Genomic DNA, 14985 nt, shown 5'->3' on the forward strand with positions numbered 1-14985 from the left:
AAACCCATGAGCAACCTGCTTGATCGGCTGTGCGATCTCCATGGCGTGCTCCCCTGGTACCACGATATCTGGGGAAACACCTATTCCGTTCCGGAACATGCCAGGCGCCGCCTGCTCGGGGCAATGGGCGTGCCAGCGGATAATGAAGACCAGGCGGCGGCCGCCCTGGATGCCTGGACCCGGCGCCAGTGGGAGCGGCCATTGCCGCCGGTGCAGGTGGTGCGCCAACCCGCACGCCCATACCGCGTTGCCTTTGCCTTGCCGGCAAGCGAGGATGGGGAACGGTATTGCTGGCGCCTGCATAGAGAATGCGGCGCCACGGATCAGGCGGAATTCATCCCCGCCACGCTGGAAGAGGCTGAGCGCTGCCTTCTGGATGGGCGGGAGTTCGTGCGGCGGGTTCTGATGCTGGATCTGGCCGTCGAGCCCGGCTACCACCATTTCTCGCTCGAGCGCGCGGACAGACCGGGTTTAGCCGGCTCTTCCAGCGAAATGGTTTTCATCGTCGCCCCCGTCGCCTGCTACATGCCTCCCGTACTGCGCGTGGAAGGAGAGGATGGTCGCGCGTGGGGATTCGCGGCGCAGCTTTATGGCATCCGCTCCGAACGCAACTATGGCATGGGAGATTTCAGGGATCTGCGCCATCTGCTCGAATTCTGCGCCGAAGCCGGCGCAAGCGCGCTGCTGCTCAATCCGCTGCACGCCAATTTTCCCGATGCGCCAGAGCATGCAAGCCCTTACAGCCCCTCCAATCGCGCCCATTTCAATGTGCTTTACCTGGATGTGGAATCGATTCCCGATTTCCTCGAATGCCAGCAGGCGCGCACCATGACGGGCACGCCCGAATTCCAGGCGCAGCTTCGCGCGTTGCGTGCCACGGATCATGTCGATTATAGCGGCGTCGCCGAGATGAAATGGAAGGTCTTCGGCGTGCTCTACCAGCACTTTCGCGACCATCACCTGGCATCCGGCACCAGCCGGGCTTCGGCCTTTCGCGCCTTCCAGGCCGAACGGGGGGAAAGCCTGCGCAAGCAGGCGCTATTCGATGCGATGCAGGCACATTTCAGCGCGCAGGATGAGGCGGTATGGGGCTGGCCCGTCTGGCCGGAACCCTGCCGCGACCATCGCAGTCCGGAAGTGGCGACGTTCGAGCAGACCCACTTGGTCCGGATTGAGTACTTCGAATATCTCCAGTGGGAGGCTGCACGGCAACTGGATGCAGCCGGTGCGCGTTCCTCGGAACTGGGACTCGGGATCGGGATGATGTTCGATCTGGCCATAGGCGTGGCGGAGGGTGGCGCCGCCACGTGGATGCAGCCGGAACTGTACGCCCTGCAGGCAAGCGCGGGCGCGCCGCCGGACGAATTCAACCACGGCGGCCAGGATTGGGGGCTGCCACCCTGGATTCCCCATAAGCTGGCCGCCGCCGCGTACGCGCCTTTCATCGAAACGCTGCGGGCCAACATGCGGGATTGCGGCGCCTTGCGCATGGACCACGTCATGGGGTTGCGGCGGCTGTTCTGGGTAATGCGCGGCCTTCCCGCCACGGAGGGCGCCTATGTGCTTTATCCGTTCGAAGACCTCCTCGGAATCCTGGCGCTCGAAAGCCAGCGCAACCGCTGCCTGATCATCGGCGAAGACCTGGGTACCGTGCCCGATGAAGTGCGCCATGCCTTGCAGCCCATGAACGTCCTGTCCACGCGCCTGCTGTATTTCGAGCGATACCAGGATGGCCGCCTGAAGCCGCCGCGCGAATATCCGGCCAATGCCGTCGCCGCCGTCACCACCCACGATCTGCCGACCCTGGCGGGGTTCTGGCAGGGGCTGGATATCGACTTGCGCCAGGAACGGCACCTGTTTCCCGACGACGGGATACGCAACCGCCAGGTCATCGAGCGCGCCGCCGATCGCGCGCAACTGCTGGTGGCGCTGAAAAACGAGGAAGTGCTTCCGGCTGGCGGCGCGCTGCATCAGGTCGGCTTTCCCGAGATGACGGCGGAACTTGCGGCAGCAGTCTATACTTATCTCGCGCGTTCTCCCTGCAAGCTGCTGCTGGTGCAGATGGAAGACGGTTTCGGACTTACCGGACAGCCCAATCTGCCGGGCACCTCCGGATCGGCCTACCCGAACTGGCGGCTGAAGATGGCGCTCAACCTGGAGGAATGGCAGGGCAACGCGCACCTGCAGGGGATCGTGGCCGCATTGCGCCGGGAGCGCCCACTGCAGCATCCTTCCCGCCCGCCTGAAGGGGGCATGCTGCCGCAACCGGCGTTATCACCCTGGCCTCGTGCAACCTACCGACTACAGCTCAATCGCGAGTTCAATCTGGAACAGGCAAAAAGGCTGATCCCCTACCTGCACGAATTGGGAATAAGCCACTGCTACCTCTCTCCCCTGCTCAAGGCCCGGCCCGGCAGCACCCATGGCTACGACATCACGGACCACAGCAGCCTCAATCCCGAAATTGCGGGCGACGGGGATTTCAAGCTGTTCGTGGAGGCATTGAAACGGCACGGCATGGGCCTGATCATGGATATCGTGCCTAATCACATGGCCGTCATGGGCACGGACAACGAATGGTGGCTGGATGTGCTGGAGAATGGGCCCGCCTCCCGGTTTGCCAGCTACTTCGACATCGACTGGTACGCCCTTTCCGGAGATCTGCCCGGCAGAGTGCTGCTGCCTATTCTCGGCGACCATTACGGCATCATCCTGGAGAATGGCGAGCTCAAGCTCCGCTTCGACCAGGAAGAGGGATCTTTCAGCATCTTCTACCATGAACATCGCTTCCCGGTGGACCCGAGGGAATACCCGGCCATCCTGTGCCATGGCATAGCCCGCCTCGCCACCCGCCTGGGGAACGCGCATCCGGAGTTTCTGGAACTCCAATCCCTGATAACGGCATTCGGCCATCTTCCGGCGCGCGATCCCGCATCCGCCGAAGCTGTGGCGGAGCGCGCGCGCGACAAGGAAGTGTACAAGCGTCACCTCGCCGCGCTGTCTGCCATGAGTGCCGATATCGCGCAATTCATCGAGGAAAACATGGCGGCCTTCAATGGCAAGCCCGCCGAGGCGGCAAGCTTCGATGCTCTGCACGAATTGCTGCAGGCACAGGCCTATCGCCTGGCATTCTGGCGGGCTGCGGATGAAATCAACTATCGCCGTTTCTTCGATGTCAATCATCTGGCCGCGCTTCGGATGGACAATCCGGAGGTATTCGAACGCACCCACCGCCTGTTGCGCGAACTGCTGGCCCGGGGCGACGTGAACGGATTGCGCATCGATCACCCGGACGGCCTGTATGACCCGGAAGAATATCTGGAGCGGCTGCAGGACATGATGGCAGCGCTTTTGCCGGAATCGGAAAAAGAAGAAAAAAAGCGCACGCCGATGTACGTCGTGGTGGAGAAAATTCTTGCTTATCATGAGCGCCTCCCGGAATCATGGCCTATCCACGGAACGACGGGCTACGATTTTTTGGCGGCGTGCTGCCAGTTGTTTGTCGACAGCCGCGCCACTGACGCCTTCACCCATATTTATGAAGACTTCATCGGCGAATCCATGGACCTCGAAGCGGCGAGCCGCGCCAACAAGCGGCTCATCATGGAAACCTCGCTCGCAAGCGAACTCCAGGTGCTGTCCATCCAGTTGACGCGCATTGCAAAAGGCGATCGCCAGACCTCGGATTTCACCTTCAACGGCCTGCGCCGGGCGCTGATCGGCATCGTGGCCAATTTTCCGGTCTATCGCACCTATGTAACGGGCGAGGATAGCTCGGAAGAAGACGCCCGCTATGTCAGCTGGGCCGTGGAGCGGGCGAAGAAATACAGCCCGGCGGCCGATGCGAGCATCTACGACTTCATCCACGGGGTGCTTCTGGCGCGCTATGCCAGGGGCAAGAGCGAAGCGCTGCAGGAAGCCGTTTGCGCCTTTGCCATGAAATTCCAGCAATATACGGCGCCGGTCATGGCCAAGGCGGTGGAGGATACGACTTTCTACCAATACAACCGGCTGGCGAGCCTCAATGAAGTCGGCGGAGAGCCTGCCCGCTTCGGAGCATCGCTTGCGGCATTTCACCGCCAGAACCAGGAACGCGCGCGCCGCTGGCCGCACGCCATGCTGGCTACCTCGACTCACGACAACAAGCGTTCCGAGGATGCAAGAGCGCGCATCAGCGTGCTCTCCGAAGTGCCGGAGGAGTGGCGCGGCGCGCTCTCACGCTGGAGCAGTCTCAACCGCGGCAAGCGCAATGAAACAGACGACGGTGGCGAGCACGAAGAGCCCGGTTGGGAGCTGTCGCCCAGCCGCAACGACGAATATCTGCTGTACCAGACATTGCTCGGCATATGGCCCTTTGGAGATCCGGGGAAGACTCAGGACCAGCTACAGGCGCCCCCGGATGCGGAAAACCCGCACGAAAATGCGCCTGGGGGAGATATCCCGGATGCGGATGAGTTGGCTCTCCTTTTCCAACGGGCCACGGCTTATATGATCAAGGCCGCACGCGAAGCGAAAATTCACAGCTCATGGATCAACCCGGATGCCGCCTATGAGGAAGCAATGGCAAATTTTATCCAGGCCTTGCTTACACGTGATTTTGCGAACCGGTTCCTGCCTGATTTCACGGCTTTCCAGCGACGGATTGCGCGAGCGGGGGCGTTCAGCAGCCTGTCGCAACTGGTGCTCAAGCTCACCTCGCCAGGAGTGCCGGATATATACCAGGGCAACGAACTGTGGGACTTCAGCCTGGTGGACCCGGATAACCGGCGGCCGGTGGATTACGCCGCGCGGCAGGCGGCCCTGCAAGAGATCAAGGCCATCCATGCCGAAGAGGGTCCGGCAGCATGCGCCCAGCGGCTGCTTGGCGCCTTGCCGGACGGCAGGATCAAGCTTTATCTGACCTGGAAGACCCTGGCCCTGCGGCACGAGCGCGAATCCCTTTTCCGGGAAGGCGATTATCTGCCGCTTAAAGCGCATGGCGAGCACGCCGAGCAGGTTTGCGCCTTTGCCCGGCGCCAGGGGAACGAGATTGTTCTTGTCGCCGTGCCCCGGCTGCTGCGCGGACTCCTGGGCGAGGATGGACGGCAGTTGCCCGTGGGCGCAACGGCCTGGGGCGATACCTGGCTCGAATTGCCGGCGGAATTCATGCAGGAAGAATGGATCGATGCTTTTACCGCCGGGACCCTGCGCGCGGATGCACGGGATGGAATGAGCGGATTGGCGCTGGCCCGATTGTTCAGCCTGTTTCCTTATGCGTTGCTCGAAACGCATGGGCGGGATCGATAGATACCCGGGACCCAGGGAAGCACGAATATCAATGCTCCATATACGCGAACATGAAGGAACTACGGTTTTCTGTGGATGGTGGCGTATGACGACTGCCTTCCCACCGCTGCCCACCGGTAGAAACCCTGCTTGGTTAGTTCAACAACGAAAAGATAGGCGAGCGTCATGCCCCCGAGGAGGAAATAGAACTGGGGAGGGGGCGGCACAAAGCCGAAATACGTTCCGATAGATGTTAACGGTAACAGTATCGCGCTGGCGACAACGACCAGCGAGGTTACTGTCAGCAGCGGGTGGGCACGGCTTTTCAGCGGGTTTCCACGGGTACGGATAATAAAGATCACCAGCACCTGAGTACATAACGATTCAACGAACCAGCCAGTCTGAAACAGCTTCTCGCCGGCCTGCAGAACGACCAGCAGGACATAGAAGGTCAGAAAATCGAACAGGGAGCTGATTGGACCTATCACAAGCATGAAATCACGAACAAAATTCATGTCGAGTACACGCGGGCTGCGAAGGTCGCCGGCATCCACCTTGTCCAGCGGGATCGGAATTTCCGAGATATCGTAAAGAATGTTGTTGAGCAGAATCTGGGTTGGCAACATCGGCAGGAAAGGCAGGAATAACGCGGCGCCAGCCATGCTGAACATGTTACCGAAATTGGAACTGGTACCCATCATGATGTACTTCATGATGTTGCCAAAGGTGCGTCTGCCTTCCAGAACGCCCTTGTGCAAAACATGCAGATCCTGTTTCAGGAAAATGATGTCGGCCGCTTCTTTGGCGACATCCACCGCCGAATCAACTGACAGGCCGACGTCCGCCGTCTGTAATGATGGCGCGTCGTTGATGCCGTCCCCCAGATAGCCGACCACATGGCCGCGAGCCTTGAGCGCCCGGATCACGCGTTCTTTCTGCGTGGGATTAACCCGGCAGAACAAGTTCGCCGTTTCGACCCGGGCTTGCAGAGCGTAATCGTCCATCTGCGAAATCTCTTTCCCCGTCAGCAGTCCAGCCACGGGTATTTTCAACTCGGTGCAAACATGTCGCGTAACCAGATCGCTATCGCCAGTCACGATCTTGATGGCAACACCCAACCCGCCCAGGGCAGCCAATGCAGGGGCGGCGCTTGCCTTGGGCGGGTCGAGGAAGGCTGCAAAACCGGCGAGCACAAGTTCTGTTTCGTCACTCACCACGGCATGAGGATGGTCCATGGGCACCTGCCGCCAGGCGATGCCCAGCACCCGGAAGCCGTCTTCCTCGAGCGCGTGGTGCCGGCTGCGAATCGCTGCCAACGCCGTTTCATCCATGGAGCGCCGCTGTAGTTCAATCCCTTCCGCTTCGTAGTGCGTGCACAGCCCGACGATTTCATCCGGGGCGCCTTTTACCACCAGCCAGCGTGTCTCGCCGTTATCAATCAATACGGAGACGCGGCGGCGCTCAAAATCGAAGGGAACCTCGTCGATCTTTTGCCACGCCCTGATCTCGATGTGCTGGTGGCAAAGAATGGCTTCGTCGAGGGGACTTTTCAGGCCCGTCTCGAAGAAACTGTTGAAATAGGCCAGTTCGAGCACCCGCTCACTGGGCCGGCCCGCCACATCCACATGTCTTTCCAGTCGGATTTTTGCCTCGGTGAGGGTACCGGTCTTGTCGGTACAGAGGACATCCATGGACCCGAGATCCTGAATGCTGGATAGCCGCTTGACGATCATTTGCATACTGGCCATGCGCAGGGCGCCCCGCGACAGTGTGACCGATACCACCATGGGCAGCAGTTCTGGTGTCAGCCCGACGGCGAGGGCCACCGCAAACAGGAAAGAGTCCAGCCAGGGCTTGTGAAAATAAGCATTCACCAGTAGAACAAACAGCACCATGAGGATGGTCAGCCGCATGATCAGTATGCCAAAGCGGCGGGTGCCGAGATCGAACGAAGTCGGTTCCGGTGGCCGGGAAAGGCTATCGGCAATTTCTCCGATAGCCGTATCTGCACCCGTCTTGACTACCAGGATTCGGGCGCTCCCGCTGATGACGGACGTACCCATGAACACTGCGTTGGTTGCCTCCTGAAACTCGGTGGCGGTGTCCGGCAGCATGCCCGGCCGCTTTTCCACCGGGTAGGATTCGCCAGTCAGCAATGTCTGTTTGACGAAGAAGTCGCGTGATTCATACACTTTTCCATCGGCCGGAATGAGATCGCCTGCCGAAAGCAGCACCACATCTCCAGGCACAACCTCGGTAACCGGGACCTCCAACGGTTTGCTCTCGCGTATTACGAGTGCACGCACGGAAACGGATTGGCGCAATTTCTTTGCCGCCTCGTTGGCACGGTACTCCTGCAAAAAATCCAGGGTGACGCTGAGCAGCACTATCAAGCTGATGATCAGGAAGTTGGTGACCTCCCCGCTCAATGCGGATACCGCGCTGGCGACAAGAAGAATAATGACCAGAGGGTTCTTGAAGCGGGTGAGATACTGCAGCAACAGCGATCTTTCCCGCCGCTTTCGGAACAGGTTGGGACCAAACTGGATAAGCCGGGCTTTCGCTTCGAGATCCGATAAGCCCGGATACCCGGCGATGCGCGCGGCTTCTTCCTCTCGCAGCGGTTCCAGCCACCAGGGCCGGCGCTTCGAATCTATTGGCATTTCTTTTGCCGGATTATTCTGACCCGTCAAGCAAGCGTTTCCGGAATTGACCATACCTGCCACTGCCCGGAAACCCCGGAAACATAAGCAGCTTGCATCCTGGGTCATGAATCACACCGGGTACCCTCAACCGTGAAAGTTGCGCATCATACCCACATCTTCATGTTCCAGGTTGTGGCAAATGGTTGAATCAAATCCTAAAACAATAAACTATTATGGAAGATTCGCAGCCCGGAAGCACCAGCGCCGAATAATGGGGTTCCTATCGGGTAAAATGTCCGGGACAACGGAAGAGGAAGAGGCGGAGGAAGCAGCGTGTCGATTCTGCCGCAGCGTCATCAAGCTGCGGATTGATGATCAACTATTGATCCAGCCAGAAAATACCAAAAATCTCGTCATTCCGGGCCTGGCCCGGAATCTATCCCCAAGGCCAGCATGGGGATTCCGGCTACTGAATCTACTCGATTGAATTGCCGGACACGGCTGGCCTTTTATCCTGATGAGCCTGCCATCTTCGCTTAAACGCCGTCGGTATAGGGATTTGAAATTCCGGAGTGATGCTGTATCTTGATCAGCTTGCCATCATCACGGACTTTGATCTCAATCTCTTTGCCGTCTGGTTTTTCTACCTCGGCTTCATAAACGGTAACGGTTTTGGTGCCGTCGAAATGAAGGACCCGAACCTTCTGTATGCTCGTTTCCTTCTCGATTTCCTCGATTTTTCCGCCACCTGCGTTATCGGTTATCGTTTTCTGGACTGCAGGCGGTACATCCGCCCAGCGAACTCTCTCCATTTCTCCGGCAAAAGCCGAGGTTGCGAATACCATCGCAGTGGATAGAATAGCTGACACAACTGATTTCTTTTCCATTTTGCGGCCTCCTGTTCATTCATTTAGGAAACATAGTCGCCAGAACATTCGATTTGTAAAAACCTAGCTGGAATGACGGGCGCGATTGTAGGATAGACGCGAATCAGATAATCATCTGTGCGGTAGCGCTCTTAAGCAGCATGTACCTGATAAAAAGTTTAAACCCGGATCCGGCCGTAGATAAAATGCAACACGAATTTTCCTGCCGCCTCGGCGCGGAAACGGAAAATATGATTTCGCGCTGCCCGAGGCGCCCCAAACATATTTCATTACTGGTACACTTTGGCATCGGCTCAGTGCTCGCTATTTCTTGTGTGGAAACTTGATTTTAAGCGGAAATTACACTGAGCCGATCTCTTTTTGGTGAAATATCCGGGCTAGCTTATATCGGAGGTTATGTGCGTGAGATCGGAGCGTTCGAAGCCAAAAATAAACTGGGTACTTTGCTTTACTGGGTCGAGAATGGTGAAGAAGTTCTTATCACTCGACATGGCAAAGCTGTAGCAAGATTGGTCCCCGCCGAGCCTGGCTTTAATCGTGCGAAAGCGCGTCAAGTGGCTCGAGGGTTACTGGATGCCAGCCGTGGGGTTACTTCGGGCGGCCTCAAGATTAAGGATCTCATCAATGAAGGTCGTCTGTGAGCTTGGTTCTTGATAGCTCAGTGGCGCTGACTTGGTGTTTTGAGGATAAACATACTCCCGCCACCCTTGATTTGCTGAATCAGATCGTTGAAACCGGTGCAATGGCTCCTTCGTTGTGGCCTCTGGAAATACTTAATGGTTTAGCCATGGCCGAGCGGCGTGGCCGGCTTGACGCGACACGTCGTCGTCAGCTGGCCGGATTTCTCCGTGATCTGCCGATTAATCTCGATCCGGAAACTGCAAGCCAGGCATGGACAGCAACGGCCTTGCTTGCCGAACGCTACCGGCTCACTCTCTATGACTCGGCGTATTTAGAGCTGGCCCAACGCCTCGATCTACCCTTGGCCACGCTCAATCAGGAACTGCGCGTTGCCGCCGGCGCGCTTGGCCTCACCTTGCTTGGTGATTAACCATGCCCGATAACTTTCTCCTCGCCACAGACACTTTGGCGCTGCCGACGCTGTTCGCTCCGAGCCCAGATGCAGGCAAACGCTTCATCGAGTTCTTCACCGCCAACATTCATAACCCCAACACGCGTAAGGCCTGCGCCCGGGCGGCAGTAGAGTTCGCCGCCTGGTGTGGGAACAATGGGTTCGGCGCGATACGCCTGCCAGGTCGATAATGCCGAAAGAGACGGCGTTTCAGTCCTCGCGCCGCAGCACGACCATGGAACGTGGCTCGACCTTCAGGCGGGCTCCTGCCTGAAGCGGCGGGGAATCGTCGAGCCACCCCCGGAATGTGTCCAGGACAGCGACCCATGGCTGCCCCCAGCGCTCGGGGGGCAGCGTGAACTCCAGCATCTCGTGGCTGGCATTGAAGATCAGGTAAAAGCTGTCGTCGGTGGCGGGAACGCTGCGGGCATTGGGGTTGGGAATGGTCTCGCCATTGATGAAAACCCCCAGCGTCTTGGCAGACCAGCCATCCCATGATTCTTCGCTCGCCTGTTCTCCGGTATGGTCGAACCACGCGATATCGCTGCAATCCGCACCGTGAATCGCCCTGCCCTGGAACCAGCTTCGCTGCCGGAATACCGGATGATGGTGGCGAAACGCGATCAGGCGCCGGGCAAACTCGCCCAGATCCTCATCCATGCCGGACCAGTCGAACCAGGAAACTTCGTTATCCTGGCAATAGGCATTGTTATTCCCCTGTTGCGTGCGGCCGGCCTCGTCGCCCGCCAGCAGCATGGGCACTCCCTGCGACAGCATGAGCGTCACCAGGAAATTGCGCTGCTGCCGCGCCCGCAGCGCAACTATTCCGGCATCATCCGTGGGGCCCTCGACGCCGCAATTCCAGGAGCGGTTATCATCGGAACCGTCGCGATTATCTTCCCCGTTGGCAAGATTATGTTTTTCATTGTAGGACACCAGGTCGCGCAGGGTGAAACCATCGTGGGCGCAAACGAAGTTGATACTGGCGAACGGGTTGCGCGAATTTCCGGCGTAGAGGTCCGAGCTTCCGCTGAAGCGGTGCGCGAATTCACGCAAGGTCTCGTCCCTTCCGCGCCAGAAATCCCTCAGGCAATCGCGATATTTGCCATTCCATTCAGACCAGCCCGGAGGAAAATTGCCAACCTGGTAGCCGCCTTCCCCGAGATCCCATGGTTCCGCGATCAGCTTGATCTGGCTGATGACCGGATCCTGCTGAATGATGTCGAAAAAGACAGACAGCCGCTGCACTTCGTGCAGCTCACGCGCGAGGGTGGCAGCCAGATCGAACCGGAAGCCATCCACGTGCATTTCGACCACCCAGTACCGCAATGAATCCATTATGAGCTGAAGCACATGCGGCTGCCTCATGTTGAAGCAGTTGCCGATACCGCTGTAATCACGGTAGTAGCGGGCGTCATCCTCCAGTTGATAGTAGTAGGCGTTGTCGATCCCCTTGAAGGTCAGCACCGGGCCGAGATGATTGCCTTCAGCAGTATGGTTATACACCACGTCGAGAATCACCTCGATACCCGCGTGGTGGAGGGCCTTCACCATCTGCCGGAATTCGGCCACCGCTGCGCCCGGTCTTTTGTCGGCTGCATACCTTCCCTCGGGCGCCAGGTAGCATATGGTGTTGTAGCCCCAGTAATTGCGCAGCCCCTGTTCCACGAGACGCTTGTCCTGCAGGAAATAGTGCACCGGCATCAACTCGACCGCCGTGACGCCGAGCTGCTTCAGGTAGCCTATCGCGGCGGGATGGGCAAGCCCTGCATAGGTGCCCCGAAGCTCAGGCGGTATATCCGGGTGTTGCGCCGTAAAGCCCTTGACGTGCAATTCGTAAATGACCGTTTCGTGCCAGGGGCGATGCAGGCGCCGGTCGCCCGCCCAGTCGAAGAAGGGTTGCGGCACGATGCACCGCGGCATGAAGGGCGCGCTGTCCCCGTCGTTGCGCGCGTCGGGGCCCGAGGAGAACGGATAGGGAAATACGGCCTCATTCCAGTCAATATCCCCATCGATGCTTTTCGCATAGGGATCGAGCAGCAGCTTCGCCGGATTGCAGCGATGGCCCTGCCCGAGCGACCACGGCCCATGGACACGATAGCCATAACGCTGCCCCGGCTCGATATCGGGAAAGTAGCCGTGCCAGCAATGGCCGCTGTTTTCCGGCAGGGCGACGCGTGTCTCCTTCCCCTGCTCATCGAACAGGCACAGCTCGACACGTTCCGCCACATCGGAGAATAACGAGAAATTCGTCCCCATCCCGTCATAGGTCGCGCCAAGCGGATAAGCGTTGCCAGGCCAGACTTTCATCGAAAAGACTCGCAATGCGAAAAGTGGCGCCCGCCTGCCGGGTGCAGCAAAGAGTCGGCTACCATGGGTTGAACGAAAGGAAACAGGGCTGCATTGGTCGTATTATTGAAACATGCTGTTGTGGATCTGCCCCGCGCTGCCTTGATCTTAGCACAACCGGATACTTGGCTGCAGATATTGCAGAGCGGCGCAACCGCTCCGCACTACTGCTTGTGCCCGCAGCCGGATCGGACTGGCCGACAAAGGAAAAAGGAACTGGCCGGCAAAGCCAGGCGTCTCTCCATCGATGCCGGATGCGCCTGGTATGTGCCGTGGCGCACAGAGAACTTTGGGGCTATGTCCGACTATAGGACATACCGGACATACCATCTGCCCCAGGCGTCACCTCCCGGCCTTCCGGTCGCTTTTCTGGCGCTTATGCAAGCGATCCTCTCCGCCAAATCGTTGAAAGGAACCAGCATGACCAGCATGACCAATATGAATACGACTTCTGTGTGGCGCGGTACCGCGCCTGAAGAAGATTTCCCGGCACTGCACGAGAATTGCACTACCGACATCGTGATCGTGGGAGGCGGCATGACAGGTATCAGCCTGGCGTTGAATCTGGCCGAGCAGGGCCGCCCGGTCATCCTGCTGGAAGCGCGCGATATCGGCTTCGGAGCCACCGGCAATTCGACTGGCAATCTGTACGAAACACTCAGCCGTGGCATACATCGCATTGTGGATAGCTGGGGCAAGGACGTCGCACGCTCCGTTACCGCCGCCCGGCGCCAGGCGATGGACCAGATCGAGCATCGCGTGCAGGCACTCGGCATCGAATGTGGCTTCCGCCGCTGCAGGCTGTACCGCTACGCCGCCACGGAAAACGCTCGCGCATTCGTGGAAAACGAGTATGAAGGGTCGGTCGATGCGGGATTGTCCGTACACCTCGTGGAGACACTCCCTGCTCCCCTTCCGCAACCGAGCGGAGCGGCGATGGTGCTCGACGGCCAGGCACAGTTTCACCCGCAGGCCTACGTTCGCGCCCTTGCCCGCCGCGCCGCCGATCTCGGCTGCCGCATTTTCAAGAACTCGCAGATCCTGGAAGTGGATACCGACCGGCGCGTGGTTCGAACCGCGAGCGGCAAGGTGGCCGCCAGGGAAATCGTGCTTGCCACCCACTCGCCAAAGGGATTTCACGCTGTGCAGGCGGAAATGGTCGTGAATCGGGAATATGGGCTGGCTGCGCGCATTCCGCGGGGTTCATTTCCTCCCGGCATATTCTGGGAAACCGGAACCGGGCGCCTCTCGGTACGGAATGCCGATATGGGCGAAGAGTCATTCCTCGTTTGCGTGGGAGAAGAGCACAAGACCGGGCAGCAGGATACCCATGCCAGCATCGAGCGGTTGGAATCAGCCGCGCAAGCGCGCTTTGGCATGGGGGAAGCGGTGTTTCGCTGGTCTGCCCAGAACTACAGCCCCGCCGATGGCCTGCCTTATATCGGCCGCGATGCAAGCGGCTGCTTCATAGCCACGGGCTTCGAGACCGACGGCCTGATCTACGGCGCCGTGGCGGCTTCCATCATTTCCGACCAGATTGCCGGCCGTGACAATCTCTTTGCCCCTCTCGTCTGGGCGAGCCGGTTTTCCCCGGTGAAAGGCGCCAGGGGCCTCGCCGAGGAAACGGCGGTCACATTGAAGTCCCTGGTGAAGGATTATGTGACCGACCGCGAGTCGATTCCTCTCAGCCAGCTTCCGCTGCGCAAAGGCGCGATCGTGGAGGTGGAGAACGAGTTGCTGGCGGCTTACCGCAATCCGGACGGAACAGTCATCGCAGTTTCGCCGGTATGCACTCACATGAAATGCAAGGTTCACTGGAACGACATGGAAAGCAGCTGGGATTGCCCCTGCCATGGGAGCCGCTTCGCGCCCGACGGCACGGTAATAGAAGGACCGGCTACCGAGGCCCTGCAACAAAAACCACTGGTGGAAACATAGGAAAGCCCTGAACGGGGCCGCCTGCCGCTGCCGCGCGCGCCCTCCGGACGCGCTCCGTCCATTTTCCTGCCGGATCGGCCGGGGCGGATGCGCGGCTCAGCCAGGCCAGCTCCCCCCCGTTCTGAAGATCCACGAGCGCCTTGAGCAGCATCTGCTCAAGCATTTTTCCGAAAGCCTTGTCATGAGGAAAGGTTTCGATTCCCGCGGGCACCACCATGTTTCCTATCGCGGTATGGATGGCCTGCTGGATGCCGGTCTGGCTCACGGTCTTTCCTCCGGCGGTAATGAACAGGGACATTTCATAGGCATCCGTAATCGTCTTTCCCACCATCCAGAGCGGCAGACTGGAAGCAGACGTCTCCGCGGCGACCGTGCCGCTGTCGGCAATGTTATTGAGGACGATTCTTACCTCCCCCTGCTCCCGTTCTTCGGATTCGGTAATCACGTCGGAGATGGAAATGACGCCGGTATCATTCAGGATCGCGGCGGCATAGTCCCGCAGAGGAACATCCCCTTTGGGAAAATGCTCGCCGTTTCTCTGGAACTCGACCACGAGTTTGAGCCGGGGCGGCTTGGCGCTCTTTCTCACGTCGCTGTACTCCACCTTCGGAAAGGATGCTCCGAGAAATGATGTCGTCGTAGGGGAGGCACAGCCCGCAAGAGCCAGAGAGGCAGCCAGGGTGGCAAGGGCGGCGCGATTGCGAAGGCTCATGGGTGATCCATCTGCATATATCACATCGGTAAGAGGAAACGTGCTGAGAAACCAGGGAACCTCCTGGATAAATCGCGCTGGACGGCTCCATGGCCGTCCAGGTGATTCCCTGGCTCA

General features: G+C 59.1%; 9 protein-coding genes. 5 read left to right on the plus strand and 4 right to left on the minus strand.

Going from position 1 to position 14985, the window contains the following annotated elements; all coding sequences use genetic code 11:
• Positions 1 to 6: 6 nt before the first annotated feature.
• Positions 7 to 5286: a malto-oligosyltrehalose synthase gene (locus tag ACZ5CE_RS07900; protein ID WP_464574339.1), complete on the plus strand. Its 5280-nt coding sequence runs from the start codon at positions 7 to 9 to the stop codon at positions 5284 to 5286.
• A 59-nt stretch (positions 5287 to 5345) separates the two neighbouring features.
• Here ACZ5CE_RS07900 and mgtA read toward each other — a convergent pair whose 3' ends face one another.
• Together mgtA and ACZ5CE_RS07910 are read right to left on the minus strand one after the other, a co-directional pair.
• Entirely contained in the window at positions 5346 to 7928 is a 2583-nt protein-coding gene (mgtA, locus tag ACZ5CE_RS07905; RefSeq protein WP_464574340.1) for a magnesium-translocating P-type ATPase, read from the minus strand.
• Positions 7929 to 8446: 518 nt separating this feature from the next.
• Complete coding sequence (locus tag ACZ5CE_RS07910; RefSeq protein ID WP_464574341.1) at positions 8447 to 8797, minus strand: hypothetical protein; 351 nt, start codon at positions 8795 to 8797, stop codon at positions 8447 to 8449.
• A gap of 398 nt (positions 8798 to 9195) precedes the next feature.
• On the opposite strand from ACZ5CE_RS07910, the gene ACZ5CE_RS07915 reads away from it, so the two are divergent.
• From ACZ5CE_RS07915 to ACZ5CE_RS07925, 3 genes are read left to right on the plus strand one after another with little or no spacing between them, the layout of a single operon-like run.
• Entirely contained in the window at positions 9196 to 9438 is a 243-nt protein-coding gene (locus ACZ5CE_RS07915) for a type II toxin-antitoxin system Phd/YefM family antitoxin (protein ID WP_464574342.1), read from the plus strand.
• Entirely contained in the window at positions 9435 to 9848 is a 414-nt protein-coding gene (locus ACZ5CE_RS07920) for a type II toxin-antitoxin system VapC family toxin (protein ID WP_464574343.1), read from the plus strand. The genes ACZ5CE_RS07915 and ACZ5CE_RS07920 overlap by 4 nt, the downstream gene beginning before the upstream one ends.
• Positions 9849 to 9850: 2 nt before the next feature.
• Positions 9851 to 10060 (plus strand): hypothetical protein, encoded by a 210-nt coding sequence (locus ACZ5CE_RS07925; protein ID WP_464574344.1) that lies wholly within the window; start codon positions 9851 to 9853, stop codon positions 10058 to 10060.
• Between the two features lie 19 nt (positions 10061 to 10079).
• Here ACZ5CE_RS07925 and glgX read toward each other — a convergent pair whose 3' ends face one another.
• Positions 10080 to 12179 carry a glycogen debranching protein GlgX gene (gene glgX / locus ACZ5CE_RS07930; RefSeq protein WP_464574345.1) on the minus strand — a complete coding sequence of 700 codons (2100 nt, stop codon included), beginning with the start codon at positions 12177 to 12179 and terminating at the stop codon, positions 10080 to 10082.
• A gap of 459 nt (positions 12180 to 12638) precedes the next feature.
• On the opposite strand from glgX, the gene ACZ5CE_RS07935 reads away from it, so the two are divergent.
• Positions 12639 to 14156: an FAD-dependent oxidoreductase gene (locus tag ACZ5CE_RS07935; RefSeq protein ID WP_464574346.1), complete on the plus strand. Its 1518-nt coding sequence runs from the start codon at positions 12639 to 12641 to the stop codon at positions 14154 to 14156.
• On the opposite strand, the gene ACZ5CE_RS07940 is transcribed toward ACZ5CE_RS07935, so the two are convergent.
• Positions 14116 to 14868: a hypothetical protein gene (locus ACZ5CE_RS07940; RefSeq protein WP_464574347.1), complete on the minus strand. Its 753-nt coding sequence runs from the start codon at positions 14866 to 14868 to the stop codon at positions 14116 to 14118. The genes ACZ5CE_RS07935 and ACZ5CE_RS07940 overlap by 41 nt on opposite strands.
• Positions 14869 to 14985 lie beyond the last annotated feature (117 nt).

This window comes from Nitrosospira sp. TNL200 (assembly GCF_055386305.1).

Coding starts and splice junctions, on each gene's coding strand:
- ACZ5CE_RS07925 (WP_464574344.1), top strand. CDS start 9,851: ATGCCCGATAACTTTCTCCTCGCCACAGACACTTTGGCGCTGCCGACG.
- ACZ5CE_RS07900 (WP_464574339.1), top strand. CDS start 7: ATGAGCAACCTGCTTGATCGGCTGTGCGATCTCCATGGCGTGCTCCCC.
- ACZ5CE_RS07935 (WP_464574346.1), top strand. CDS start 12,639: ATGACCAGCATGACCAATATGAATACGACTTCTGTGTGGCGCGGTACC.
- mgtA (WP_464574340.1), bottom strand. CDS start 7,928: ATGCCAATAGATTCGAAGCGCCGGCCCTGGTGGCTGGAACCGCTGCGA.
- ACZ5CE_RS07940 (WP_464574347.1), bottom strand. CDS start 14,868: ATGAGCCTTCGCAATCGCGCCGCCCTTGCCACCCTGGCTGCCTCTCTG.
- ACZ5CE_RS07910 (WP_464574341.1), bottom strand. CDS start 8,797: ATGGAAAAGAAATCAGTTGTGTCAGCTATTCTATCCACTGCGATGGTA.
- glgX (WP_464574345.1), bottom strand. CDS start 12,179: ATGAAAGTCTGGCCTGGCAACGCTTATCCGCTTGGCGCGACCTATGAC.